Source organism: Nonomuraea recticatena, assembly GCF_039533245.1.
GTDB lineage: Bacteria > Actinomycetota > Actinomycetes > Streptosporangiales > Streptosporangiaceae > Nonomuraea > Nonomuraea roseola.
The window spans coordinates 89,074-114,290 of record NZ_BAAATE010000001.1 but is presented as its reverse complement, the minus strand read 5'-3'; the positions used below and the strand labels follow the sequence as shown (position 1 = coordinate 114,290).

Here is a 25,217-nt window from a genome sequence, read left to right as displayed (position 1 = left end):
GGCCCTACCACCTCGGGCGTACCTGGTCCATTGTTGCTTTCATGCGCCGACACATCCTCGCCATCGTCGCCGCCACGCCGCTGCTCGTGGTCGCACCCCTCGCACCCGTCGCCGCCGAGCACAAGCCACCGCCCACGCCGCAGAAGCAGCCCGTCGCCGAGGGGTACGGCGGCGCCGTGGCCACCGTCGACCTCGACGCCAGCAAGGCCGCGCTCGCCGTGCTCCAGAAGGGCGGCAACGCCATGGACGCCGCGGTGGCGGCGGGCGCGGTGCTGGGCGTCACCGAGCCGTACTCCGCGGGCCTGGCCGGTGGTGGCTTCATGGTCTACTACGACGCCAGGCGCGGGAAGGTCCACTCGATCGACGGCCGCGAGACCGCGCCCGCCGCGATGACGCCGACCTCGCTCGAGGGCGTCCCGTTCGAGGAGGCCGTGACGAGCGGCCTGTCGGCGGGCGTGCCGGGGGCGGTCGCGCAGTGGGAGCTCGCGCTGCGCAGGTTCGGCACGACGAGCCTGCGTGAGGCGCTGAAACCGGCGATCGAGGTCGCGCACAAGGGTTTCGTGGTCGACCAGACCTTCCACGACCAGACCGCCGCCAACGCCGCCAGGTTCAAGGACATCGCCTCCACCGCCAAGCTCTACCTGCCCAACGGCGCGCCGCCGCCCGTGGGCTCGGTGTTCAGGAATCCCGAGCTCGCCGACACCTACCGCGAGCTGGGCAGGCGCGGTGGCGAGTGGCTGTACGGCGGGCGGCTCGGCCAGGAGATCGTCAGGACGGTCAAGAACCCGCCGATCACGCCGGGCGCGACGCGCAACGTGCGTCCTGGCCTGATGGAGGTCTCCGACCTGACCGCCTACAGGGCGCTGCTGCGCGAGCCGACGCGCGTCGACTACAAGGGCATGCAGGTGTACGGCATGCCGATCCCCTCCTCCGGAGGCTCCACGGTCGGCGAGGCGCTCAACATCCTCGAGGCCCTGCCGAGCGTCGGCATGCACGAGTACCTGGAGGCCTCGCGCCTGGCCTTCGCCGACAGGGGCAAGTACGTCGGGGACATCCCGAACGTGCCGATGGCCGAACTGCTCAGCGACGGCTTCGCCAAGGAGCGCGCCTGCCTGGTGGGGGAGCGCGCGATGGCGCACCCCGCCCCGCCCGGCGAGCCGGACGGCAGCTACACCGACTGCGGGCCGCCCCTGTCGGAGAGCGCGCCTTCGCCCGCGGAGGAGGGCCCTGAGACCACCCACCTGGTCGTCGCCGACCGCTGGGGCAACGTCGTGGCCTACAACCTGACGATCGAGTCCACCGGCGGCAACGGCATCGTGGTGCCGGGCCGCGGCGTGCTGCTCAACAACGAGCTGACCGACTTCACCTTCGGCCCCGCCCCAGGTGACCCGAACCTGCCGGCTCCGGGCAAGCGCCCCCGCTCCTCGATGGCCCCGACCATCGTGCTCGACCACGGCAAGCCGGTGCTGGCCGTGGGCTCGCCGGGCGGCTCCACGATCATCACGACCGTGCTGCAGATCCTGGTCAACCGCTACGAGCTGGGCATGAAGCTTCCCGAGGCGCTCGCCGCCCCGAGGGCGACGCAGCGCAACACCGCGCAGACCCAGGCCGAGCCCGGCTTCATCGACAACCACGGCGCCGAGCTCAGGGCCAAGGGCCACGTCTTCGCGCCGAACCCCGAGATCGGCGCCGCCACCGCGCTGGAGTTCGTGGGCAGGGGCAGGATCCAGGCCGTGGCCGAGCCGGTACGGCGAGGCGGCGGCAGCGCCGTGGTGGTGAGACCTCACTAACTGTCCGTAGTCAGAGAATTACGCAACGCCATAGGGTGCGGGGTGTCCGAAACTCGTCGTGAGAGGAACCCCCCGTATGAGACCCCTGCACCTGCTGGTCACCTCCGCCCTGGTCGCCGGCGCGCTGGCCATGCCGGCCGCGTCGGCGGAGGGCGCGGTGGCGGCGCCGCCGCCGTGCCACGCGCACGTGTGCCTGTGGACAGGCGCCAACTACACCGGAGCCGTCTTCGCCTGGTGGGAGGGGAACGGCAACGTCTTCGTCGGCGGCACCCACGCCGACAACGTGGGCTCGTTCGTGGCCAACCGCGGCGCCTGCTTCGTCGACACGGCCGACTCCGAATGGAACTGGCACGACCGGCGGAGGGCCTCGGACGGTGACTACAGCGCCAACTACCGAGGCCGTTTCGGTTACAAAATGGACCGAATCGCGCCTGCCCGTTATTGCTAGCTAGTAGATCAGCTCATAGGCGTCGGGCTTCATCTTCCTGGTACGCGCCCAGTACTCGAAGGTGAAGCCCGGCCAGGTCGTCCTGTTGACGCCGTGCTCATCCAGATACCACGACCGGCAGCCGCCCTCGGTCCAGACCAGCCGGTTCAGCCGCTCCTGCAGCCGCTCGTTGAAGGCTCGCTGCCGCTCGGGCCTGACGTCGATCGCCCTCGCACCCGTCTTCGACAGCAGGCGCAGGCAGTCCATGACATAGCGGACCTGCGACTCGATCATGAACACCACCGAGTTGTGGCCCAGCCCCGTGTTCGGGCCCAGCAGGAAGAACAGGTTGGGGAAGCCGGCGGTGGTGATGCCGTAGTAGGCCTCGATGCCGTCCTGCCACGCGTCCTGGATCTTCAGCCCCTCCCTGCCGACGATGCGCTGCTCCTGCAGGGCGTCGGTCACCCTGAAGCCGGTGCCGTAGATCACCACGTCGGCGGGGTGCGCCCCGCCCGTGGCGTCGACGACGGCGTGGTCGCGCAGCTCGGTGATCCCCTCGGTGACGAGGGTGACGTTCTCCCTGCTCAGCGCCGGATACAAATCGCTGGAGATGAGGATGCGCTTGCAGCCGATCGTGTAGCCGGGGGTGAGCTTGCGGCGCAGTTCCCCGTCGGGGACCTGGCGTTCGAGATGCCGCAGGGCCAGTCTCTCGTGCACCTTCATCAGGCGCGGGTCGACGGCGAAGCCCAGCGCCCTGGTCTCCAGCGCCCAGTAGATGCCGTTGCGCAGCGCGCGGGCCGCTCCCGGCAGGCGGAGCGCCTGCCGCATGGCGGGGGAGACGGCGAAGTCGGGCTTCGGGTGGATCCACGGAGGTGTGCGCTGGAAGAGCGTGAGGTGGGCGGCCTCGGGGGCGATCCGCGGGACGAACTGGACGGCGGAGGCGCCGGTGCCGATGACGGCGACGCGCTTGTTCTTGAGCTCCACGGAGTGGTCCCACTCGGCGGAGTGAAACGAAGGCCCCGCGAACCGCCCCGCAATTTCCGGAAATTTCGGGATGTGGAGGGCGCCGATGGCGGAGATCACCGCGTTGGCCCTCATGACCTCGCCGTCCGCGGTGGTGATCTCCCATTCGCGGCCGAGGTACTCGAGGCTCACGACGTGCTTGCCGTACCGGACGTGGGGGTCGATGCCGTACTTCCACCCGCACGCCCGCATGTACTCCCAGATCTCCTCCTGCGGAGAGAACATCCGCGACCAGCCGGGGTTGAGCTCGAAGGAGTAGGAGTACATGTGCGAGGGGATGTCGCAGGCGCAGCCGGGGTAGGTGTTGTCGCGCCAGGTGCCGCCCAGGTCCTCGGCCTTCTCCAGGATGACGAAGTCGTGGTAGCCGGCCTCCTTCAGCTTGATCGCCATGCCGATTCCGGCGAAGCCGGAGCCGATGATGACGATTCCCGGTTTGTCACTGCTTTCCACGGGCCCTCCTGTACGACTCGAACTCGGCGTGCGCGGGGGAGATCGCGATGTAGTCCAGGGCGGCTCCGAGGTCACCTTCCTGGCTGGGGTGGAAGCCGGGCCGCAGGTACCGGGGCGCGGCCATGACCAGGCTGCGCAGCGTCGGCACCCTGCCCTCGCGCGACCTGCGGAGGAAGTGGGTCCACCTGGCGGTCACGCGGCCGTCCACGATCGGGTCGTTGGCCAGCAGGAACCCCGCGCCGCGCCTGAGCAGGAAGAGCAGCACGGCGCCCGTCAGCGCCATCGTGCGCGCCCTGCGGGCGTAGGAGCCGTCGAGATGCGTGTAGAGGTCGAAGGCGACGCTGCGGTGCTCGACCTCCTCCGCACCGTGCCAGCGCAGCAGGTCCATCATCACCGGGTCGGCGCCCGCCTCGTCCAGAGGCCTGGCGCGCAGGATCCAGTCGCCGAGCACCGCGGTGTAGTGCTCGATCGCCGCGATGATCGCCAGCCGCTCCCTGAGCCAGTACCGCCTGGCCGTCGGCGGCAGCGTGTGGTCGCCGAGCAGGCGTTCGAAGAGCCACTCGACGTTCTCGACGAAGGGCGTGGGGTCGAGGCCCTGCTCCTTCATGTGCTCGAGGACGCGCTGGTGGGCCACGGCGTGCGTGCCCTCCTGGCCCATGAACCCCTTGACCTCGGCCTTCAGCTCGTCGTCCGTGACGTACGGCAGCGCCTGCCTGAAGACGTGCACGAACCAGCGCTCGCCCGCGGGGAGCAGCATGTGCAGCACGTTGATCAGATGGGTGGTGAAGGGGTCGCCCGGCACCCAGTGGAGCGGCGTCTCCTCCCAGGAGAAGCGCACCCTGCGCGGGTGGATCACGCCCGCCTCCAGCGGTGGACGTGGGGCAGGTCGTCGTCGAGCCAGAAGGCGTCGTCGGCGGTGACGACCATGACCTCCTCGAACTTGGCGCCCACGCTGTCGCCCTCCGTGCCGAGGTGGGGCTCGACCGCCCACAGCCCGGGAGTGGGCGGATGGGCGGAGGCCGCGCCGCCCGCCCATAGCGGAGAGCGTCCTTCGAGCCTCTCCTTGATCAGCTCCCTGCCGATGGTCCTGAGCGTCCGCACGCCGAAGGAGTCGAGGACGACGAAGCGCGGGCCGCCCACGCGGATGCGCGTCACCTGGTGGCCGATCACCCTGCCGGGATAGACCTGGTGCCTGTTGGTGTTGCCCTGGCGGGCGATCAGGTCGTCGACCGCGCGGTAGATGTCGCTGAACGTGCGGCGCTGCCGTACGAGGTCGAGGATGGCCGACCGATGGACGGACAGGTCCCTGTCCAGCCGATCCCAGACGGGGTTGGAGCCCAGGCGGCCCGAGAGACCGATGTCGGCGACGTAGCCGTCCACGACGGGCGCGGCGTCCAGCACGTACGGCATGCCGTCCGCGAGCCGCGTGTTGGTCGGCAGGAACTGCGTCGGGAAGCGGAAGCGGCGGAAGGCCGTGCGCTCGCCGAACCAGGCGAACGGGACGTGGAACCAGTCGTCGACGCCGTGGCGCTCCAGCCACCGGCGCAGCGCGGCCGCGGCCATGCGCTCCGTGACGCCGGGTTCGAGCCGGGAGGCCACGTGCTCGGCGCCCCGGTAGGCGAGCCGCTGCACCTCGCGGAACCTGTCCAGATCGACTTTATTGGACACATAGTCCAATGTAGTCATTCACCCTGGCCGGGGTCCAGAGGAGAGCTCCGATCCGGAGTGCCCGAGCGTCTCAGGACACGACAAAAACCCGCCGTGACTCGTCTCGCGGCGGGTGGAGGGGCTCCTGGCGACTAGACCAGGAGCAGGTAGGCGACCACGCCGACGATCGCGATGGCGAGGACCACCGCGATGATCGGGAGGGCGGCGGAGCGCTTGGGCGCGGCCGCCGACTCGTTCTCGGACCGCTGGGCGAACGCGCGGAACTGCTGAGTGTTCCCCGCAGGATCGATGTGCTGGTCAGACATGCGTTGCACTCTAGCGGGATCACCTGGTGCATTTGCACCTTTTGGCATGACTCGATAGGGCCACTCGATTATCGGACCGGCGGAGTGGGCGGATACCGTGAACGCATGCTCAGAACCCTGCTCTCACCCCGCATGCTGGGGTTGCACCTGCTCGTGATCGGGGTTCTGGTGTCTTTCATCCTGCTCGGACGCTGGCAGCTCGGCGTGTTCGAGGAGTCAGGCAAGCCGCACGCCAGCGTGGACCCCGCGCCCGTCGCCGTCGAGACGCTCAGCAGGGTCGGCGCCCAGATCGAAGGGCCCGCCGTGGGCCGCAAGGTCACCGCGTCCGGGTCCTACGACGCGGCCAGGCAACTGCTCGTCGCCGACCGCAGGCCCGACGTCGCCGCTCCCGGCGGCAACGTCTCCAGGGGCGAGGGCTACTGGGTGCTCACCCCGCTCGTGCTGCCCGACGACACGATGGTGCCGGTGGTGCGGGGATGGGTGCCCAAGGCCGACGACCCCGCCATCGCCGTACCGGCTGGGCAGGTGACGGTGAGCGGGCGGCTGCGCGCGCCCGAGGGCACCGACAGCGTCCAGCGCAGGGCGGGCGGCGTGCCCGCAGGACAGGTGCAGACGGTCTCCACCGCCGAGCTGATCAACCTGTGGCGGGGTGAGAAGGTGCGCAACGGGTTCGTGGTCGCGCCGACCCCTGGCCTGACCCCCGTCAAGGTGGCGCCACCCGTCACGGGCGGCACGCTCACCTGGCGCAACCTGGCCTACGCGGCCAACTGGTGGATCTTCGCGGGGTTCGCCGTGTTCATGTGGTTCCACTTCGTCCGCGACGCCGTCCGCTCCTCCTCCGCCAGCAAGTCCCCCGAAGTCGCTCTAGAAGGTTGATGATCGTGGAGTCCGCTCTCAAGCCCTTCCGGGTCCTCGCGTACATCGTCGGCACCATGCTGCTCGTGCTCTGCGTGGCCATCGTGCTCAGGTACGGTTTCGACATCCCGGAGCCCTCCAAGATCGTCTCGCCGATCCACGGGTTCCTCTACATGCTCTACCTGATCGCCGTGATGAACCTCGGCATGAAGGCCCGCTGGAGCTGGGGGCGCATGCTCGGCATCATGCTCGCGGGCACGGTGCCGCTGCTGTCGTTCTACGTCGAGCGCAGGGTGACGGCCGGGGTGCGGGAGACCATCGCGGCCTGAGGGCCTCCCGCCCCTTGCTCTAGCCGCCGATCCCGCGGCGGCGCGCCCTCTTGAGCCGCTCGCGCTGCGAGGGGTCGAGCATCATGTAGCCGACCACAGGGGCGGCGACCACGCCGAGCACCACCAGCAGGGTGAGCCAGCCGGGCAGGAAGATCCACGACAGCAGGACGGCTATACCGGCGCCTATGGCGTACTTCTGGACGGGCGACATCCTCAAATCCCTCCGAACGCGGAGCCCGCGCCCCGCCTTTCCACATTCTGCGTCGTCCGTCCAACGATCGGCAGCCCCCGCACGGTTCCATCCGCGATATATCTCATTTTCCGGAGCCTTCGGCTCCAGGCGCGGCCCCTCCCGTCGGACCTTCCCTTACGGCTGCCGCACGGGAGGGCGCCTCCGCGGTCACCGCTCACCGCCCGTCCAGGGGACGCTCCTCGTGCGTTCACCGTCCCTTGGAGACGGCGTTCACGGACGGCTCGGCTCGCCTGCGATCGTCCGCAGGTCCAGACGCAGCGCGTCGGCCGTGAGTCGTTGCGCGGGGACCCCCGACAGCAGGCGGAACAGCACGGGAGCCAGCACGCCCGCCCTCGTCAGCGGCGCGCCGGGCGCGGGAGGACGCCCTTCGACCGCCGTGAACAGCGTGGCGCCCAGCGACCACAGGTCGGCCGCCGGTCCGATGCCGCCCTCGGGCGCGGTGTAGGGAGACAGCCCAGGCGCGGGTGACGGATCGGCCAGCCGCACCTGATCGTCACCGCCGACCAGGATGCTTGCGGGACGCAGGTCGCCGTGGTGGCCGCCCACGCCGTGCACGGCCGCGAGGCGGTCGAGCACCGCCAGTCCGAGCCGGGCGGCGGCCTCCGGCGTCAGCAGGCCGTCCTCGGCCAGCAGCTGGTCCAGCGTCCGCGGTGGACGCTCGGCCCTGGGGGCCGCCGCCGTCTCCTGCTCCTCGGTGAGCACGAGGGGACCGCTGTAGGCGGGCCGCCTGAAGGGAGCCGTCGTCTCCACGATGGGGGGCGGCTCGGGCTCGTCGTGACCAGCGGCCAGCACAGGGGGCGCGGCGTCGATCGCGGGTTCCCACGACTGCGCCGCCCGGCTCGGCGGCGGTCCCCAGCTGTCGGAGCCCGGCATCCACGGCTGCTCCGGCTGTTCCCGGCCTGACGCCCACGGCTGTTCCGGCTGTTCCTGGCCCGGCGCCCATGGCTGCTCTGGTTGGGACGCGTGCTGGCCTGGCATCCACGGTTGCTCCGGCTGTTCCTGGCCTGGCGCCCATGGCTCCGGTTGGGACGCGTGCTGGCCTGGCGCCCATGGTTGCGGTGCCTGTGCTGGAGGTGCGTCCGGGGCGGGTGCCCATGGTTGCGGTGCCTGGCCGTCCGGTCCCGGGCCTCCCCAGTTCTCGGGGGGCGGGCCCCAAGGGCCGGACGGACCGACAGGCGGCATCCACCCACCGGGCTGCGCGTCCTGAGCAGGCGGTGCACCGGCTGGGGCGGGTCGTGGGCCCTCAGGGGCGGGCGTCCATCCGACGTCTCCCTGCGGAGGCCCCCACGGCTGGGGGGCGGAGGCGGGGGGCGGCGCCCATGGGTGCTGAGGCCCACTCGATGAATGGGGCCCCCACGCGGCCTGCGACGCGCCTTCGGGACCTGCCCCGACCCCACCCTCGGGCTCCCAAGCCCCGCCCGACTGCGGCTCCCATGGCGTGGGGGCGCCCTGCTGCTGGGGCTCCCACGAGGTGGGGCCCGCCTGGGGTTCCCAGGACGTGGGGCCACCCGGCTGCTGCGGTTCCCAGGATGGTGTGGGGCCGCCCGGCTGCTGCGGTTCCCAGGACGTGGGGCCGCTCGGCTGCGGTTCCCAGGGCGGTACGAGGCCGCCCGGCTGCGGTTCCCACGGCGGGGCGGCGGGCAGGGAGGCATCGGCCGGGCTCCCGGGAGCAGGCGGCATGCCGGGCCCGTACGGCGGCATCCCCGGACCCGGAGGCATCCCAGGAGGCGGCACAGCGGGTCCTGACGGCATCCCCGCAGATGGCGGCGCTCCTGGGGCGTCCGTCATCCCTGGAGGCGGTGGCATCACGGAACCCGACGGCATCCCGACGTTCTGTGGCATCACAGGGCCTGACGGCATCCCGACGCCTGGCGGCATCACAGGGCCTGACGGCATTCCGTCGCCTGGCGGCATCACGGAGCCTGACGGGATTCCGTCGCCCGGCGGCATGTCGGGGGTCGGTGGCATGCCGGGAGGTGGGAACGGGCCAGGGGCCTGGGGCGTGCGGGGGGGTGGTGGGGCGCCATGAGGCCATGCGGTTCCGGCCATGGGCGGCGCGGCGGGCGCCGGTCCCCAAGGACCGGGCGGCGTGCCCGGATGCGGTGCGGCCTGTGGCCCCGGCTGGGCGGCCTGCTGTTTGCCGCCACGACGCAGAACCCGGCGAAGCAACGAAGGCCGCTCGCCCTGACCCTCGGCGGGAGGACCTCCAGCACCGGGATAGGCCATCCCAGGTCCCGGCGGCATACCCGCAGGACCCGGCACCGGCCCCCCATACCCCGGCTGCACACCGACGGGCCCGTACCCCGGCCCCCCGGGCCCCGGGGGCATGCCCGCAGGCCCGGCCATGGGACCTCCGGGACCGACGGGCCCTGACATGGGACCTCCGGGCCCCGGCTGCACGCCGGGAGGCCCGTACACGGGGTCTCCAAGCCTCGGGGGCATGCCGGTAGGCCCGAGCATGGGACCATCCGCGCCCGGGTGCGGATCGGCGGAATCCGGCACGGTGCCCCCAGCTCCTGGGGGCAGATCGGCAGGACCCTGCGCGGGGACGCCGTCTGGCGGGGGCAGATCGGCAGGAGCGGACGCCGAGTTCCCAAGGCCCGGCGGCATACCCGTAGGACCTGATGGTTCATCTCCGGGCGTCCAAGGCGGCCCGTCAGATCCTGTCATCGCGGACCCCTGGCCTGGCACGGCGCCGCCATGGCCCGTCGCCGCCGGGTCGGAGGCGTCCCAGGCGGCCGGCGTTGGGGGAGCGTCCCAGGTCGGCGGCGACGGTGGGGCATCCCAGGTCGCCGGAGGCTGCCAGGCCGCCGGGTGCGGTGGCGCACCCGAGGCGGTCGGGGGTTCCCAGGCCGCCGGGTGAAGGGCGTCCGAGGTCGTCGAGGACCGTGGGGCCTCCCAGGTGGCCTCAGCGGTTTCGGTGTCCTGGGTGTGTTCAGAGGGTCGGGCGTCCCAGGTGGCCTCGGCTGTCTCGGTGTCCCGGGTGTGTTCAGAGAGTCGGGCGTCCCAGGTCACCTCAGCGGTTTCGGTTTCCCGGGTCGTTCCGGAGGGTCGGGCGTCCCAGGTCGCCTCAGCTGTCTCGGTATCCCGGGTCGTTCCAGGGTGCCGGGCGTCCCAGGTCGTATCGGGGGGCTGGGTGTCCCACGTCGCCTGGGAAGGCGGGGTGTCTCCGGTCGGCTGAGGGGGCTGGGCGTCCCACATCGGCTGGGAGGGTGGGGTGTCCCATGCCGCTGGAGGTGGAGGAGCCTCCCAGGGGGCGGGGACCGGCTCGACGGGAGCGGGAAGCGGGAAGCCCTGGGTCGCCTCGGGATCAGCGGGAGGAGCCCAGTGCGTCTGGGGCGCGCCGTCGTCAGGTGTGTCTTCGGGATACGACCGGACGATCCCCGGATCGGTCGGAGGTCCCTCCGCGAGGTGCGGCACGACGCCGGGCACCGTCGGGTCGGCGGCAGGCCCGAAGCCGAGGCCGTCATGAGGGCCTGAGGAATGACGGCCTGAGTCGGAACCGGCGGTGGAGCCGACGCCGAAATGCGGATCGGAGCCGGAATCGACGCGGGAATGAGGACCCGAGTCGGGACCCGGACCAGAGCCGGGACCGGGGGTGGAGTGGGGGTTCGCGTCCCGGGGGGCTGCGGCTTCCTCGGTGGGGGCGAGGTCGTCGGGAAGCGGCGTGGAGCGGGGGGTTCGCTGGGTGGACTCGGCGTCCGAGAGGTCGGGCTGCGCGTGCGCGGGCGTGGCGGAGGGCAGCGTGTGGTCGGGAGCGGTCTCCGAGGAGTGCTCGCCCTCAGGCTCGTCGTTCGCGGGCGCCACGGGTGGCCGGTGGCCCGACGCGGGGGTGGCGACCGGGCGGGCGGGGGTGAACGTCGGCGGGTCGGGGGCCGGTAGCGGCTCCCAGGACAGCGGCGTGCCGGACGGCCCCGTGGTAGAGGTGCCACTCGCCTCGGGGTCGGAGGGGGGCTGCTCCCAGGCGCGGGGTTCCGCCGGCGGGGGCTCCTCGTGGGGGGATCCGGCCGGGGAAGGGGTGGTCGAGGGGGAGGCGGTGGCGCGGGCCAGATCGGCGAAGGCGCCGGCGACCGCTTCGGCCGAGGGCCGGGCCGAGGGGTCGGGGTGGAGCATGTCGGTCAGGAGGGGGCCGAGCGGTCCCCCGATCGGCCGGCCCTGCTCAGGAGGGCGGCCCTCGAGTCCGAAGTGCAGCGTCGCGGCCAGCGACCACAGGTCGGCCGCGGGTCCCACCGACGCGGGGCGGAACGGGGTGGAGACACCGAAGCCCGTCAGTACGGCCCGTCCCGTGGGCGTGAGGACGACGGTGGACGGCTGGATGTCGCCGTGCACGACCCCCACCCCGTGCACCGCGCGCAGCGCCGAGATGAGGTGCACCGCGATGCGGGCGACCTGCACGGGCGGGAGAGGGTGGCGTTCGAGGACCGTCTGCTCGAGGGAGGGGCCCTGGGGGAGGTCGACGACCAGCCAGGGGCGCCCGTCCTCGACGATCACCTCGTGGACGGCCTCGATCGAGGCGTGGCCGAGCCCTGTGACGAGTCCGACCTCGCGGCCGACCGCACCGCACAGGTCCCTGCGGGCGGCGGGGTCGGGCGGGAGCCGTACCTCCCTGATTCCGACGTCGCGGCGCATGAGATCGTCGGCGGCGAGCCAGAGCGATCCGTTGCCCAGGGTGTTCAGCAGCCGATAGCGTCCGGCCAGCCGGCGTTGGCCGTTCATCGTGGTTTCTCCGTCCAACCGCGTGCAGCGAGACAGCACGATAGCGGTTTGTGGTGAATTGCCACCATCATCGCTGGCGGGTGAAGGTGGCGCGGTAGGCGGTCGGGGTGAGTCCCGCCCTGGTGGTGAGGTGCTTGCGCAGGGAGTCGGCGCTGCCCAGTCCGCTGCGCTCGGCGACCTGGTCCATGGGCAGGTCGGTGGTCTCCAGGAGCTCGCGGGCGCGGTCGACGCGCCGGTGGAGCAGCCACTGCAGCGGGCTGAGCCCGGTCTCGGCGTGGAAGCGCCTGGTCAGGGTGCGGACGCTGGTGCTGGCGTGGGCGGCCAGATCCTTGAGAGTCAGCGGCCTGTCGATCCTGGCGAGCGCCCACGCGCGGGTGGCGGCGAGCGAGGTGCCCCGCTCGGGAGGCAGCGGGGTCTCGATGAACTGCGCCTGGCCGCCTGGCCGTACGGGGGCGACGACGGCGAGCCTGGCGGCGGCGTTGGCGGCGGCGGCGCCGAAGTCGAGCCGCACCAGGTGGAGACACAGGTCGATGGCGGCGGCCGCCCCCGCTGAGGTGAAGACGCCGTCGTCCTCGACGTAGAGGACGTCGGGGCGGACGTTGACGGACGGGTAGCGCGCGGCCAGGTCCCCGGTCAGCCCCCAGTGGGTGGTGGCGTCGCGGCCGTCGAGCAGCCCGGCCTGGGCGAGCACGAACGCGCCGGTGCAGAGGGAGGCGATGCGCGCGCCCTCGGCGTGGGCGGTGCGAAGGGCGTCGAGCGTGCGGGGGTCGGCGTCCTCGCCTCCGCTGCCGACGGCGATCACGGTGTCGGCGCCCTTCACCAGGCCGAGCCCGTCGGGGACGTGGATCTGCGGGCCGCCGACGGTGTCGAGCCTGCCCGGTACGGCGGTGCAGACCCCGATCTCGTAGCCGGACGCGTCGCCGAAGACCATGTGCGGGATCGACACGTCGAAGCTCATGACGGGCGGGACGATGACGACCGCGATCCGATGCATGGCCAGATCCTCCGGATGGTTGGCATTCAGGCCACTATCGCATGCCGTACCGGAAAGCCAGGGTGGCGGTATGCAGAAACTTCATGTGATCACGGGCGCTGCGGCGACCGCCAGCCGTACGGCCATGCTGCTCGCGGAGGACGGCGAGCGGGTGCGCCTCGTCAGCCGCAAGGGAGCCGGGCCCGACCATCCGCTCATCGAGAAGGTCGCGGCGGACGCGACCGACACCGCCGAGCTGACCAGGCTCCTCGACGGCGCGGACACGCTGATCAACTGCGCCGCCCCCGCTTACCACCTGTGGCCCTCGCACTTCCCCGCCCTGGCAGGTTCGCTGCTGGAGGCGGTGAAGCGGACGGGCGTTTCCTACGTGATGCTCGGCAACCTGTACGGCTACGGCCTCGTCGACGGCCCGATCACCCCCGACCTGCCGTTGCTGGCGAAGGGCCCCAAGGGCAGGGTCAGGGCCGCGATGTGGGAGGAGGCGGTGTCGTCAGGCGCGCGGGTGACCGAGGTGCGGGCGGCACAGTTCTACGGCAGGGGCGTGATGTCGGAGTTCGGCCTGCTGGTCCAGCCGCAGGTGCTCTCGGGCGCGCTCGCCCTCGTCCCCTCGGAGCTGGACGTGCCGCACAGCTTCGCGGCCATCGGCGACGTCGCCCGCACGCTGGTCGCCGCCACCAGGGACGAGCGGGTGTGGGGCCGGGCCTGGCACGTGCCCGTGGCGACGCTCTCGGTGCGGGCTCTGGCGACCAGGCTGGCCGACGTCGCCGACGCGCCCGCGCCGAGGCTCGAGCCCATGACGGAGAGGGAGCTCGCGCTGCTCGCGTTCACCGACCCGTTCTGGGCCGAGCTGCGAGAGGTCCTGCACACGCCGGGGCTGCCCTACGTGGTGGACTACTCCGAGACCGAGGAGGTGCTCGGGATCAAGCCCTCGCCCGTGGACGAGGTGCTCGCCGAGGCCGTCCAGGCCGCGTGAGCCCTGGACACCTTGTCCCAGAGCAGCGCCCGCTCGTCGGCGTTGAACCTCAGCCCGAAGACGTCCGCGAGAGCCTGGAAGTAGTCGGCTGAGGTCTCCATGGTCGTGGCGCGGCTGTCGGCCTCCAGCCTGGTGAGCGACAGCCCGCGCATGATGTCGACGCCCGTGGCGTCGCGGCGGGCCACGGTGGCCACCCTGACGAACCCGGACTCAGGAGAGGTCGTCAGGTGCCTGTGCATCTGCTCGAAGGCCGACATCGGCGCCGGCTCCATGCCGAAGTCCATGCCGGCGAAGGAGCCGCGGGGGTCGTGGTCGAAGTGCCAGCCGCCGGGGGCCACTGTCGAAGGGCGCAGGCCGTACTCGAAGGGCCCCTGGCGGTAGCGTCCCTCGGCCAGGGGGAGCGGCTCGTGGAGAGCGTCGCCGAGCCCGAGGTCCACCATCCAGTCGCCTTCGGGCAGGCGCACGGTGAGAACCAGATGGTTGGCGGAGATCGCCGGTTCGGCGCCACGCATGTGCACGCCGCCGACATGCCTGGTCACCTGGTAGCCGAGCGCCTCGAGCAGCAGGGAGAAGGCGCCGTTGAGGTGGTAGCAGTACCCTCCGCGCCCGCGGACGATCCGCGCGGCGGACTCGGCCGGATCGACGGTGGTCGGGCGGTCGAGCCAGATCTCCAGCGCCTCGTACGGCACGCGCTCGATGTGCGCGACGTGCAGCGCCTTCAGCTGGTCGAGTGAGGGAGGGGCGGCCTCGAGACCGAGCCTGCGCAGGTAGGCGGAGATGTCCATGTGCACCAAATATGCACGACCGAGGCAGTGTCGTCTGCACACGCCCCTTCTAGGCTTCGGTCCGTGGCAGATCAGCGACGGATCCTCGTGGTCGAGGATGACGAGACGATCGCGCTGGCCGTGCGCAACAGGCTGGCAGCGGAGGGCTTCGACGTGCGCGTCGCGAGCGACGGCGAGGCGGCGCTCGTCGCCTACGGCAGGGCGGAGCCCGACCTGGTGATTCTCGACCGGCTGCTGCCCGGCCTCGACGGCCTGGAGGTGTGCCGCAGGATGCAGGCGGCCAGGCCGGTGCCCGTGCTGATGCTGACCGCGCTCGGCGAGGAGACCGACGTGCTGGTCGGGCTCGGCGTGGGCGCCGACGACTATCTCGCCAAGCCGTTCAGCATGCGGGAGCTGGTCGCGAGGATCCACGCCCTGCTGCGGCGGGTGGAGCGGGCGGCCCAGCTGGCCGTCGAGGACACCGTGATCAGGGTCGGCGAGGTCGAGATCGACACCGCCGCCCGCAGGGTGTTCGTGCGCGGCACGGAGGCGCAGCTGACCCGCACCGAGTTCGACCTCCTTCGCCGCCTGGCCGAGCGGCCAGGACAGGTCTTCGAGCGCGACAGGCTGCTGTCCGACGTCTGGGGCTTCTCCGAGGCGGCGGCCACCAGGACCGTGGACAGCCACGTGCGGGCGCTGCGCCGCAAGCTCGGACCCGACGTGGTGCGCACGGTGCACGGGGTGGGCTACGCGCTGGTGCGCCGATGAGGCCGCTCGACTTCCTGGGGCGCATCAAGGTCAAGCTGGGCATCGTCATCGTCCTGGCGGTGGGCACGGCCTTCGTGGTCAACGAGGTCGGGCTCAACGCGGGCGCCTCGCGCGAGGTCAGGATCGCCGTGGCGAGCATCCTCGCGCTGATCATGGTGCAGGTGCTGGCGCACGGCATGACCAAGCCGCTGCGCCAGCTCGCCTCGGCCGCCCAGACCATCGCCAAGGGCCACTACACGCTGCGCGTGCGCGCCTCGTCGCGGGACGAGGTGGGGGAGCTGGCCAGGGCGTTCAACGCGATGGCCGCCGACCTCGGCGAGGTCGACAGGCAGCGTCGCGAGCTGGTCGCCAACGTCTCCCACGAGCTGCGCACCCCGATCACGGGGCTGCGCGCGGTGCTGGAGAACGTGGTCGACGGCGTCTCGGCCGCCGACCCTGTCACGTTGGGGACGGCGCTGGCCCAGACCGAGCGCCTCGGCCGCCTCGTCGCCCAGCTCCTCGACCTGTCACGCCTCGACTCGGGGGTGCGTCATCTGGAGGCCGAGCCGGTCACGCTGGAGCCGCTGCTCCAGCAGGCCGCCCGTGAGTCCGCCCTGGCCAGGGACGACGTGACGATCACCTACACCTGCGCGAAGGGGCTGGTCGCGAGCGCCGACCCTGACCTGCTCGCGCAGGTGCTGGCCAACCTGCTCGACAACGCCGTACGGCACAGCCCGAGCGCCGGCGTGGTGACGCTGTCGGCCTCCGCCCACGGTCAGGGGGTGCGCCTCGTGGTGGCCGACAGGGGCCCGGGAATCCCCCAGGCCGCGCGGGCGCGGGTCTTCGAACGCTTCTCCAGGCTGGACTCGGCGCGTGCGGCGGACGCCGGCGGATCGGGGCTCGGCCTGGCGATCGTGAAGGAGATCGTCGAGCTGCACGGTGGATCCATTCGCATCGACGACGGCGCGGGGTGCCGCATGATCGTCGACCTTCCAGAGAGGATCATGATGGAACCGGACATGGCGCGGCTAGGGGTGACGGGTCCCCCTCGGGCCGCCGAGATCACCGAGATCACCGAGGCCGTCGGGGTCGTGGAGGTCGCGGAGGCCCTCGCGGTGGGGGAGGCCGCCGAGGAGGCGGTCGCCGAACCGGGGGAGCGGGAGGTGCGGGAAGCGGCCGCCCCGCCCGAGCAACTCGCGCGCGAGGACGTTCACGCGCCTCAGCGGCTGCCCGGCCACCTGGCGCCGCCGCCGCAGCCCGCGGGCGTGGCGAGGGGCGCGGTGATGCTGTGGACCATGGTCGGGCTCGCGGTCGGCTTCCTCATCGGGCTCTTCCTGGCCTTCTTCATCGGGCTGCTCTTCGGCGCCGTGGCCGGCGTCATCATCATGCTGATGTCCAGCGCGGGCGGGGCCGCCGTCGGCTCGGCCATCGGCGCGGGCCGGCCGCAGGGAGCCCCTTACCAGCCTTACCCGCAGGCGCCCTATCCGCCGGCGCCCCACCAGGCCGCGCCCTATCAACCCGCGTCCCACCAGCGGGCGCCCCATCCGCCGGCGCCCCACCAGCCGGCGTCCCATCAACCCCCGTCCCACCAGCGGGTGCCCTATCCGCCGACTCCCGTTCTCGTGGCGGGTGCCGCTGATGCCGCCAGGACCCGCGAGACGGCCGGTCCCGCCGGCCCGCATCACCAGCCGCCGCAGGGGCCGCGGTCGCCGGCGCCGCCGTACGTGCCGCCGCCGCTGTTCCCCCGCCCCGAGGTGCCCGACAGCCCGCGCTGGCTGCTGCCCGCCGTGCTCGGGGTGGGCGTCTTCGCGGCTGTGGCGCTGCCGGACGCCATGCCCGGCCTCGGCCTGGCGCTGGTCGCCCTGGTGCTGGGCGCGGCCACGCTGCCCGCGGCCCTGCGCAGGGTGACTCCGTGGACCGCCGCCTACGCCCTGATCGCCTACGGCCTGGTGGCGATGGTCGCGGTCAGGGACGCGGACTGGCTGGTCGTCCCGCTGCTCGGCGGGGCCTTCGGCCTGGGCGCGCTGGCCGTCTCGGGGGCCGGCCGCGGCTGGCTGGCCCTGATCAGGGGCGGCATCTCGATCGTGCTCGCGCTGTTTCCCGTTCCGTGGTTCCTCGCGGGCCCGATGAAAACGTTCGTGGGACGGCGGCGCATCATGCCGCTGCTGGCGGGGCTCGGCATCACCGCCGTGCTGCTGGTGGTCTTCGGCATCCTGTTCGCCTCGGCGGACAAGGTCTTCGCCTCCTTCGTCGACCGCCTGTTCACCGCCCCCGACTGGGCGGAGGCGCTGCCGCTGCGGATCTTCGTCTTCGTGCTCTTCGCCGCGCTGGCGGCCGCGGCGGTGCTGGTGGCGATGCGTCCCGTCTCCGACCCCGTCAGCCCGTCGTTCAGGACCCGCCTGAACCGCAGCCTGTGGGTGGTGCCGCTGACCGGGCTGAACCTGCTGTTCGCCGCCTTCGTCGCCGTCCAGGTCACCGCGCTGTTCGGCAGCAGCGCCTGGGTCATGCGCACCACGGGCCTCACCTACGCCGACTACGCCAGGCAGGGCTTCTTCCAGCTCATGGTGGTCAGCGTGTTCGTGCTCGGCATCGTCGCCGTGGCCACCAGCGTGGTGAAGGCCGAGCGGGGGGACCGATGGGCGCTGGCGATCCTGCTGGGTGTGCTGTGCGCCTTCACCCTGGTCATCCTGGTCTCGGCGATGCACCGCCTCGACCTCTACACCGACGCCTACGGCCTGTCGCGCCTGCGCGCCTCGGTCGCCGCGACCATCTGGTGGCTCGGCGCGGTGTTCGCCACGGTCCTGGTGGCGGGCGCCGTACGGCTGGCGGGGTTCGGCTCGGCCTGGCTGCCGAGAACGGTCGTCCTGCTGACCGGCGCGGGCCTGCTGTCGTTCGCCGTGTGGAACCCCGACCTCCAGGTCGCCAGAACGCAGGTCGACATCAGGGGCGTGGAGCGCATCGACCAGGACTACGTCGGCGACCTCGGCGCGGAGGCCGTCCCCGAGCTGGACAGACTGCCGGAGCCGTTGCGCAGCTGCGTCCTGGCCGACGTGGTCAAGAACAACGGCCTGGCCGAGGCCGACTCGTGGAACGGCTGGAACCTGGCCAGGGCGCAGGCCCGCGACCTGCTCGCCCTGCACCCCGTCGTGCCGCAGCCGGCCTGCGAGGGGCGCTCCAGGTAGCAGTGAGCGCCTACGGCGCCCCGTGGTCGCCGGTGACGGTGATCACGGGGCGTCGGGTCGGGGCCAAGCCGCGGGCCGCGCCGGCGTCGGCGTCGGCGTCGGCGGAGCGCACCAGTGGTTGAATCTTCGTGTGACGTTCGACGTGGTCATCAGTGGCGGGCGGGTGCTCGACGGCACCGGGGCTCCGGCGTTCAGGGCGGACATCGGAATCACCGGGGAGCGGATCACCGCGGTCGGGCGGCTCGAGGAGGCCGACGCGGCGCAGGTGATCGACGCGTCGGGGCGCTTCGTCGCGCCGGGATTCATCGACTGCCACGCCCACGGCGACGCCCTGGTCTTCGACCCCGAGGTGCAGCTGGCGGCGCTGCGCCAGGGGGTGACCACGTTCGTCCTCGGTCAGGACGGCCTGTCCTACGCGCCGGGCTCGGCGGCCACCGTGAACTACGCCACCCGCTACTTCGCCGCGGTCAACGGCGTGCACCCCTTTCTCGACGGCGCGGCGAGCGTCGCCGAGCTGCTGGCCGGATACGACAGGGCGACCGCGCTCAACACCGCCTACCTGCTCCCGCACGGCACCATCCGCTACGACGTGATGGGCGCCTCGCCCGATGCCGCCTCGGCGAGCGAGCTGGCCCAGATGCTCGTCCACGTGGAGAAGGGGCTGGCCGACGGCGCGGTCGGGCTGTCGAGCGGCCTGGAGTACCTGCCGGGGCGCAACGCCTCCTCCGCCGAGCTCGCGGCGCTGTGCCGGCCGCTGGGCGCGTTGCCGTACGTCACGCACATGCGCGCCTACGGCACCGGCGCGGGGGTCGGGATGGCCGAGGTGGTGGAGATCGCCAGGTCGTCGGGGGCCGCCATGCACGTCTCCCACCTGCACGGGCCCGCGGACGTCCTGCTCCCGCTGGTGGAGTCGGCGCTCGCCCACGACGTCGACCTGAGCTTCGACACCTATCCCTACCTGCGCGGCAGCACCATCCTGGCGATGATCGTGCTGCCGCCGCAGGTGCCCGCCGCCGAGGTCGACAGGGCGCTCGACGTCCTCGAGTCCTCCTCCCTGGCCGACTGGTGGCCCACGCTGGACGGCCTGTGGCCCCGCCTGACCGTCTCGCACGCGCCCGGCGAGGAGTGGGCCGAGGGGCTGACCATCGTGGAGGCCGCGGTGCGCAAGGGCGTCTCGCCGTCGGAGTTCTGCCGCAGGCTGCTGGTGGACACCAGGCTGGAGGCCGGCTGTGTGGTCGGCCGTCCTGACGAGGGGCCCGAGGGCGAGGAGTCGGTGCGGCGCGTGCTGCGCCACCCCGCGCACACCGGCGGCTCCGACGGCATCTACGTGGGCGGGCATCCGCATCCCCGCGGCTGGGGCGCCTTCGCCAGGTTCCTCGGCACCCACGTGCGCGAGCTGGGGGACTGGACCTGGCAGGAGGCCGTCGTGCATCTCGCCTCGCACCCGGCCAGGCGCTTCGGGCTGGGCGACCGCGGTCTGCTGCGCCAGGGGCTCGCCGCGGACGTGATCGTGATCGATCCCGCGACGGTGGCCGACCTGGCCACCTACGCCGCGCCGCGCACCCCCGCGACAGGGATCTCCGAGGTGCTGGTGTCGGGGGTGCGCGTGCTGTCGGACGGCGCGCTGACCGGCCGTACCCCGGGGCGAGCCCTGCGCCCCACCTCCTGAGCGCGCGCCCGGTAGGGTCGGTGCGGTGAAGGGGATTCGGTCAGGAGCGAAAGTTCTCGGACAGCACGTGTTCGGCGGGCCGTTCAGCTTCCCGCTGATGGTCGTGAAGCGCGACGCGCTCGAGCACAACATCGCCACGATGGCCGCCTTCACCCGCGACCACGGCATGCTCTTCGCGCCCCACGCCAAGACCCACATGTCCCCCGAGATCGCCGGAATGCAACTCGACGCGGGCGCGTGGGGGATGACGGTCGCCACGCCGAGCCAGGCGATGATCGTGCGCGGCTTCGGGGTCTCCAGGATCATCGTCGCCAACCAGGTCGTCGACCCCGCCGGGCTCGACTGGGCCGCGGCGGAGCTGGCGGCCGACCCCTCCTTCGAGTTCCTCAGCTTCGTCGACTCGCGCGCGGGCGTGGACCTGCTCGCGAAGCACGCGGGCGCGCGGCCCTTCAGGGTGCTGGTAGAGATGGGTCACGAAGGTGGCAGGGCCGGGTGCAGGACCTTTCAGGACCTGCTCGACCTGGCCGACCATGTGCGGCAGGTCGAGGGCGTCGAGCCTGCCGGTGTGGCGGGCTACGAGGGCTCGCTGAAGACGGCCCAGGACGTCAGGAAGTACCTGGCGATCCTGCAGAACGCCGCCGAGCACCTGCGCGCCCCCATCCTGAGCGTCGGCGGCAGCCAGTGGTTCGACGTGATCGGCCGCGAGCTGGTCACCACCCAGGCCCAGGTCATCCTGCGCAGCGGCGCCTACGTCTCCCACGACGACGGCTACTACCGCGAGCGCACCCCCTTCAACCGCATCCAGGGCTCGCTCGAGCCCGCCTTCGAGATCTGGGCGCACGTGCTGTCGACGCCCGAGCCCGGACTGGCGATCGTCGGCATGGGCAAGCGCGACGCCCCCTTCGACGAGGGACTGCCGATCCCCAGGCGCGAGGGCCTGACGGTGGTGAGGATGCAGGACCAGCACACGATCGTGCGCGGCTCGCTCGAGGTGGGCGAGCTGGTCGCCTTCGGCATCTCGCACCCGTGCACCGCCTTCGACAAGTGGCGCGTGCTGCCGCTGGTCGACGCTGACTACACCGTTGTCGGAACGATCAACACCCACTTCTAGGAGATCCGGTGAAGAAGGAACTCAGGACCACCGAGGGCGCCGCTCCCGTCGGCGCCTACTCGCAGGGCCTCGTGGTCGGCGACTTCGTCTACACCTCGGGCATGGGGCCGCTCGACCCCGAGACCGGCGAGATCGTCGGTGACGACATCGAGACCCAGACCCACCAGGTCATGCGCAACCTCGGCGCGATCCTGGCCGCCCACGGGCTCGGCTTCGACGACGTGGTCAAGTCGACCGTCCACCTGCAGCACCTCAAGCGCGACTTCCCGGCCTACAACGAGGTCTACAAGTCGTACTTCAGCCAGCCGTACCCCGTCAGGACCACGGTCGGCTCCGAGCTGATGAACATCCTCGTGGAGATCGACTTCGTGGCTCACAAGAGCGTCTAGGGTTCCGTTGTGGACAGCTCCGTGTACGTCTTCGCCGAGGATCTCCGCAGCGAGGGCAGGGAAAAGGTACTCGACAGGCTTCGCGGCTACGGCGTGGGCGGCGTGACCGTCGGCGTCGTGCACCACCGCACCCGCGACGTCACCCCCCACGGGCTGTCCAGGCTCACGCTGAGGCACGACGGAGCGCACTTCCCCCTGCCCGAGGACCTGTTCGGCGAGCTGCGCCTGCGACCCGCCCCCGGCTACCTCGACGTGCTCGACGGCATGCGCGAGGCCTGCTCCTCGCGCGGCATGAAGTTCCACGGCTGGACGGTGTTCCTGCGCAACGAGGCGATCGGCGTCGCCCATCCCGACGTGACCGTGCGCAACTGCTTCGGCGACAGGGGCTACCCCACCGACCTGTGCCCCGCCCACCCCGACGTACGGCTCTACGCCGTCGCGCTGGCCAGGGCGGTGGCCAGGCTGGGCGTCGACAGCGTCGTGGCCGAGTCGCTGCACTACCGGCCGCTCAAGGCCGAGCGCTCGTTCGTCCCGCTCGGCCCCATGGACGCCTACCTCATGGCGCTGTGCTTCTGCGACTACTGCATGCGCAGGGCCGACGACCTGGGCGTCAACGCCGAGGTGGCCCGCGACGAGTGCTCGCGCATCGTCGGGGCCGTGCTCGACGGCGAGCAGCCCGCCCAGGGCGAGGTCACCAGGGCGGCGCTGACCGCCTACGCCGGCCCCGACGTCGTCAACTACGCCCGCGCCCGCTCCGAGACCGTCACCTCGCTGGTCTCGGAGGTGTCGGCCGCGGTCGCGGCCGAGGGCTCGCAGCTCACCTTCATCGACGCCACCGGCGCGGTCAAGGGCTACAAGCACGGCCTGCCCTCTCCAGGGCTGGCCGCGCACGACGCCTGGCAGCTCGGCGTCGACCTGGTCGCGCTGGGCGACCTCGTGCCGTCCTTCGGCGTCCTCGCCTACGCCCGCGACGCGGCGAGGGTCGCCGACGACGTGGCCGCCTACCTGCGCTCGGTCGGCAAGGACCGCGAGGTGCGGGCCGTCGTGCGGCCAGGCCACCCCGACAGCGACACCGCCGACAGGCTCATCGCGAAGGTGCGCGGCGCCAAGGCCGCCGGCGCCGCCGCCGTCGACTTCTACGCCTACGGCCTGGTGCCGTACCTGACGCTGGACCGCATCCCCTCCGCGCTCAGCTGAGGCTCCCGAGCAGCATCGGCAGCGCACGCTCCAGCTCCCTCGTCCAGTACGGCCAGCGGTGCGTGCCAGGGCCGTAGAGGTTCGCGGTGACCTTCACCCCCGCCGCCTCGGCGGCCCTGACGAACGCGCGGTTCTCGGCCTCGATGAACGCCTCGCCGCCGTCCCTGGGAGTGTTCCTGGCATCGAGAGGACCGGGCTCGCCGTTGCCGCACGAGACGTGGACGGGGATGTCCCTGAGCTGTCGCACCAGCGCGGTGGGGTTGTGCTCGGCGATGCGGTCGCCCCAGAGTTTCCCGGGGTCGTCGCCCGACTGGTCCGTGAGGTACTCGACGTCCTCCCTGCTCACGTTGACCAGGCCGGAGAAGGAGGCGGCGGCCCTGAACATGCCGGGGTGGCGAGCGGCGTAGGAGAGCGCGCCGAACCCGCCCATCGACAGGCCCGCGATGGCCCGCCTGCCGGTGCCGCCGTAGCGCCGCTCGACGAGATGGCGCAGCTCGGTCAGGTGGAAGGTCTCCCACTGCGGGCCGTCCAGCCAGTCGCTGTAGAAGCCCGCGTATCCCGCCTCCGGCATGACGACGATGGCCTGGGCGTCCCTGGTGACCTCGTCGGCCCGGCCGTCGCTCACCCAGGCGGGGCCCCCGCGCCTGCAGCAGCCGTCCAGGAGGTAGAGGACGGGCCACCGGGTGCCGGGCCGCCAGGCGGTGGGCAGCAGGAGCTCGACCTTGGCGGTGGCCTTGAGCGCGGGGGAGTCGACGGTCAGCCTGACCAGCCGCCCTGCCCGCTCCTCGTCGAGGACGGCGAGCCCTCCTGGCCGCGTGCTCGGAGCCCCGGAGCTCGGCGCGGCGGCGGTCGCGTCCGCCCGTTGCTCCTGGGACGGGGCGGTCGAGGTCGGCCGCTCCGAGCGAGGCCGGGCGCTCGCCGTCGTCTGCGGCTGGGTGGTCGCCGTCGGCCGCTCCGACTGCGGCTGGGTGGTCGCGCAGGAGGTGGCGGTGAGTGCGGCCAGGAGCAGGGCGGCGAGCAGGCTACGGGTCACCGCGCCAGGGTGTCACCCCTCTCCTCCGCTGCCCACCCCCTCATCGCTGCCCACCCTCACTTCGCCGCCGGCCCCTTCTCCGCTGTCGGCCCCTTCTTCGCCGGCCACCCCGTCGAGGACGGCGGAGACGGCCCGCCTGGCGAAACCGGCCTCCACCGGCAGCCCTCTGAAGATCGCCCGCACCCACACCGCCCCCGCCAGCAGGTCGAGGACCATCAGGGGGTCGGCCGTCGCGGCCGGCTCGCCCCTCACCCGCGCCCGCTCGAAGATCTCCTGCTCGCGCGCGAACCTGTCGGCGAAGAAGGCGCCGATGTTCAGCTCGGGATGGTGGACCGCGGCGCCCAGCGCGGCCACCGCGATGTCACTGGACGGCGGGCTGGTCAGCAGCGCGATCACCCCCTCCACCAGCGCCTCGAGGTCGCCGCGCAGCGTGCCGGTGTCGGGCGGGTCGAAGGCCAGCGCGTCAGCCTCCATCAGGGCGGCCGCCAGCAGCGCGGGCTTGGACGGCCACCAGCGGTAGATGGTGGTCTTGTTGACGCCGGAGAGCTCGGCGACGCCCTCGATGGTCAGGCTCTCGTAACCCCGCCGGGCCAGCAGGGCGAGGGTGGCGTCGAAGATCTCCTGCTGCTTGCGAGGTGCCATGCGGGCGATGCTAGCAACGCACCGTTGCGTGGCACCCGTACGGTCAGACGGCTCGGCGCCCGGTGAAGGCGGTGGCGATGCCGAGCCCGATGTAGACGATCCCGCTGAAGTAGCGCAGCTGCTTGGCGCGCTTGGCCAGCCGTCCGCTCAGCGCTCCCGCCGTCAACGCGTACACGATGTCCGACAGCAGCCCCAGCACCAGCAGTGTCGCGCCGAACAGCACGATCTGCGTCGTGGGCGAGCCCGCCTTCGGATCGACGAACTGCGGCAGCAGCGCGAGGAAGAACAGGATGACCTTCGGGTTCAGCACGTTCACCAGCACGCCTTCGAGGAAGACCTTCCTCAGCGGCTGCGGCTCGGCCGTACGGGTGGTGAGCTCGTCCTTGCTGGTCAGCGTGCGCACCCCGAGATACACCAGGTACGCCACCCCTGCCCACTTCACCACCCCGAACAGCGTGGCCGACTGGGCGATCAGGAACGACAGCCCGCCCGCCGCGGCGACGATGTGCACGAGGGTCCCCGCCTCCACCCCGAACGCGCTGGCCAGCCCCGCTGCCCGGCCCTGGGCCAGCCCGCGGGCGGCGATGTAGAGGTGGTTGGGCCCCGGGATGAGGACCAGCGTGAGCGTGGCGGCGAGGAAGAGGAGCATAGGGCAACGGTAGGCAGGGTTTGGTCCTGGTATGGAGTCCAATGCGCGGTG

The 25,217-nt window shown here is 72.1% G+C and carries 22 protein-coding genes and 1 pseudogene; 11 read left to right on the top strand and 12 right to left on the bottom strand.

All coding sequences use genetic code 11. The features are described from left to right. Nucleotides 1-41: 41 nt before the first annotated feature. Both ggt and ABFX50_RS00510 read left to right on the top strand, forming a co-directional pair. A complete protein-coding gene (gene ggt, locus ABFX50_RS00515; RefSeq protein WP_346142298.1) occupies nt 42-1,790 on the top strand; it encodes a gamma-glutamyltransferase in 1,749 nt (582 codons plus the stop codon). A gap of 76 nt (nt 1,791-1,866) precedes the next feature. Continuing rightward, complete coding sequence (locus tag ABFX50_RS00510; RefSeq protein ID WP_346142296.1) at nt 1,867-2,238, top strand: peptidase inhibitor family I36 protein; 372 nt, start codon at nt 1,867-1,869, stop codon at nt 2,236-2,238. Here ABFX50_RS00510 and ABFX50_RS00505 read toward each other — a convergent pair whose 3' ends face one another. The 4 genes from ABFX50_RS00505 to ABFX50_RS00490 all read right to left on the bottom strand — a co-directional run bounded on the left by ABFX50_RS00505 (nt 2,239) and on the right by ABFX50_RS00490 (nt 5,663). Then, the gene (locus ABFX50_RS00505; RefSeq protein WP_346142294.1) at nt 2,239-3,690 is read right to left on the bottom strand and encodes a flavin-containing monooxygenase; all 1,452 of its coding nucleotides are present in this window, start codon (nt 3,688-3,690) and stop codon (nt 2,239-2,241) included. Beyond that, complete coding sequence (locus tag ABFX50_RS00500; RefSeq protein WP_346142292.1) at nt 3,677-4,546, bottom strand: metal-dependent hydrolase; 870 nt, start codon at nt 4,544-4,546, stop codon at nt 3,677-3,679. Before ABFX50_RS00500 ends, ABFX50_RS00505 begins: the two co-directional genes overlap by 14 nt. Then, nucleotides 4,543-5,358, bottom strand: coding sequence for a M24 family metallopeptidase (locus ABFX50_RS00495; RefSeq protein ID WP_312895620.1), 816 nt, complete (start codon nt 5,356-5,358; stop codon nt 4,543-4,545). The genes ABFX50_RS00500 and ABFX50_RS00495 overlap by 4 nt, the downstream gene beginning before the upstream one ends. Before the next feature lie 131 nt (nt 5,359-5,489). Continuing rightward, entirely contained in the window at nt 5,490-5,663 is a 174-nt protein-coding gene (locus ABFX50_RS00490) for a flagellar basal body-associated FliL family protein (protein WP_183649713.1), read from the bottom strand. Nucleotides 5,664-5,768: 105 nt separating this feature from the next. On the opposite strand from ABFX50_RS00490, the gene ABFX50_RS00485 reads away from it, so the two are divergent. After that, a complete protein-coding gene (locus tag ABFX50_RS00485; RefSeq protein ID WP_346142289.1) occupies nt 5,769-6,539 on the top strand; it encodes an SURF1 family protein in 771 nt (256 codons plus the stop codon). Then, nucleotides 6,539-6,847 carry a DUF3817 domain-containing protein gene (locus ABFX50_RS00480; protein WP_221241167.1) on the top strand — a complete coding sequence of 103 codons (309 nt, stop codon included), beginning with the start codon at nt 6,539-6,541 and terminating at the stop codon, nt 6,845-6,847. The genes ABFX50_RS00485 and ABFX50_RS00480 overlap by 1 nt, the downstream gene beginning before the upstream one ends. Nucleotides 6,848-6,866: 19 nt before the next feature. On the opposite strand, the gene ABFX50_RS00475 is transcribed toward ABFX50_RS00480, so the two are convergent. From ABFX50_RS00475 to ABFX50_RS00460, 4 genes and pseudogenes are all read right to left on the bottom strand, one after another. Continuing rightward, complete coding sequence (locus ABFX50_RS00475) at nt 6,867-7,058, bottom strand: hypothetical protein (protein ID WP_183649705.1); 192 nt, start codon at nt 7,056-7,058, stop codon at nt 6,867-6,869. Between the two features lie 252 nt (nt 7,059-7,310). Beyond that, nucleotides 7,311-7,973, bottom strand: a complete 663-nt coding sequence (locus ABFX50_RS00470; protein ID WP_346142286.1) for a protein kinase family protein — start codon at nt 7,971-7,973, stop codon at nt 7,311-7,313. Nucleotides 7,974-11,390: 3,417 nt separating this feature from the next. Next, nucleotides 11,391-11,729 (bottom strand): annotated as a pseudogene (locus ABFX50_RS51240) (protein kinase domain-containing protein); the annotation flags it as partial. Between the two features lie 154 nt (nt 11,730-11,883). After that, on the bottom strand, nt 11,884-12,810 hold the full coding sequence (locus ABFX50_RS00460; RefSeq protein WP_346142284.1) for a GlxA family transcriptional regulator: 927 nt from the start codon (nt 12,808-12,810) through the stop codon (nt 11,884-11,886). A 70-nt stretch (nt 12,811-12,880) separates the two neighbouring features. Between ABFX50_RS00460 and ABFX50_RS00455 the strand changes: the two genes are divergently transcribed. Further along, nucleotides 12,881-13,783, top strand: a complete 903-nt coding sequence (locus ABFX50_RS00455; RefSeq protein WP_346142282.1) for a Rossmann-fold NAD(P)-binding domain-containing protein — start codon at nt 12,881-12,883, stop codon at nt 13,781-13,783. Here ABFX50_RS00455 and ABFX50_RS00450 read toward each other — a convergent pair. Then, nucleotides 13,702-14,568 carry an arylamine N-acetyltransferase family protein gene (locus ABFX50_RS00450; protein WP_346142280.1) on the bottom strand — a complete coding sequence of 289 codons (867 nt, stop codon included), beginning with the start codon at nt 14,566-14,568 and terminating at the stop codon, nt 13,702-13,704. The genes ABFX50_RS00455 and ABFX50_RS00450 overlap by 82 nt on opposite strands. Before the next feature lie 63 nt (nt 14,569-14,631). On the opposite strand from ABFX50_RS00450, the gene ABFX50_RS00445 reads away from it, so the two are divergent. The 6 genes from ABFX50_RS00445 (at nt 14,632) to ABFX50_RS00420 (ending at nt 22,842) form a co-directional block, all read left to right on the top strand. Beyond that, nucleotides 14,632-15,315 (top strand): response regulator transcription factor, encoded by a 684-nt coding sequence (locus ABFX50_RS00445; RefSeq protein WP_183649694.1) that lies wholly within the window; start codon nt 14,632-14,634, stop codon nt 15,313-15,315. After that, nucleotides 15,312-18,476, top strand: a complete 3,165-nt coding sequence (locus tag ABFX50_RS00440) for a DUF4153 domain-containing protein (protein ID WP_346142278.1) — start codon at nt 15,312-15,314, stop codon at nt 18,474-18,476. Before ABFX50_RS00445 ends, ABFX50_RS00440 begins: the two co-directional genes overlap by 4 nt. Nucleotides 18,477-18,606: 130 nt before the next feature. Further along, nucleotides 18,607-20,145: an N-acyl-D-amino-acid deacylase family protein gene (locus ABFX50_RS00435; RefSeq protein WP_346142276.1), complete on the top strand. Its 1,539-nt coding sequence runs from the start codon at nt 18,607-18,609 to the stop codon at nt 20,143-20,145. Between the two features lie 25 nt (nt 20,146-20,170). After that, entirely contained in the window at nt 20,171-21,256 is a 1,086-nt protein-coding gene (locus ABFX50_RS00430) for an alanine racemase (protein WP_312895619.1), read from the top strand. A gap of 8 nt (nt 21,257-21,264) precedes the next feature. Beyond that, the gene (locus ABFX50_RS00425) at nt 21,265-21,645 is read left to right on the top strand and encodes a RidA family protein (protein ID WP_183649686.1); all 381 of its coding nucleotides are present in this window, start codon (nt 21,265-21,267) and stop codon (nt 21,643-21,645) included. Between the two features lie 9 nt (nt 21,646-21,654). Continuing rightward, entirely contained in the window at nt 21,655-22,842 is a 1,188-nt protein-coding gene (locus tag ABFX50_RS00420) for a hypothetical protein (protein ID WP_346142273.1), read from the top strand. On the opposite strand, the gene ABFX50_RS00415 is transcribed toward ABFX50_RS00420, so the two are convergent. From ABFX50_RS00415 to ABFX50_RS00405, 3 genes are read right to left on the bottom strand one after another with little or no spacing between them, the layout of a single operon-like run. Continuing rightward, nucleotides 22,835-23,875: an alpha/beta hydrolase gene (locus ABFX50_RS00415; RefSeq protein WP_346142271.1), complete on the bottom strand. Its 1,041-nt coding sequence runs from the start codon at nt 23,873-23,875 to the stop codon at nt 22,835-22,837. The two genes, ABFX50_RS00420 and ABFX50_RS00415, sit on opposite strands and share 8 nt — an antisense overlap. Nucleotides 23,876-23,887: 12 nt before the next feature. After that, nucleotides 23,888-24,517 carry a TetR/AcrR family transcriptional regulator gene (locus ABFX50_RS00410; protein ID WP_346142269.1) on the bottom strand — a complete coding sequence of 210 codons (630 nt, stop codon included), beginning with the start codon at nt 24,515-24,517 and terminating at the stop codon, nt 23,888-23,890. Between the two features lie 43 nt (nt 24,518-24,560). Beyond that, nucleotides 24,561-25,166: a LysE family translocator gene (locus tag ABFX50_RS00405; RefSeq protein ID WP_183649680.1), complete on the bottom strand. Its 606-nt coding sequence runs from the start codon at nt 25,164-25,166 to the stop codon at nt 24,561-24,563. Nucleotides 25,167-25,217: the final 51 nt, after the last annotated feature.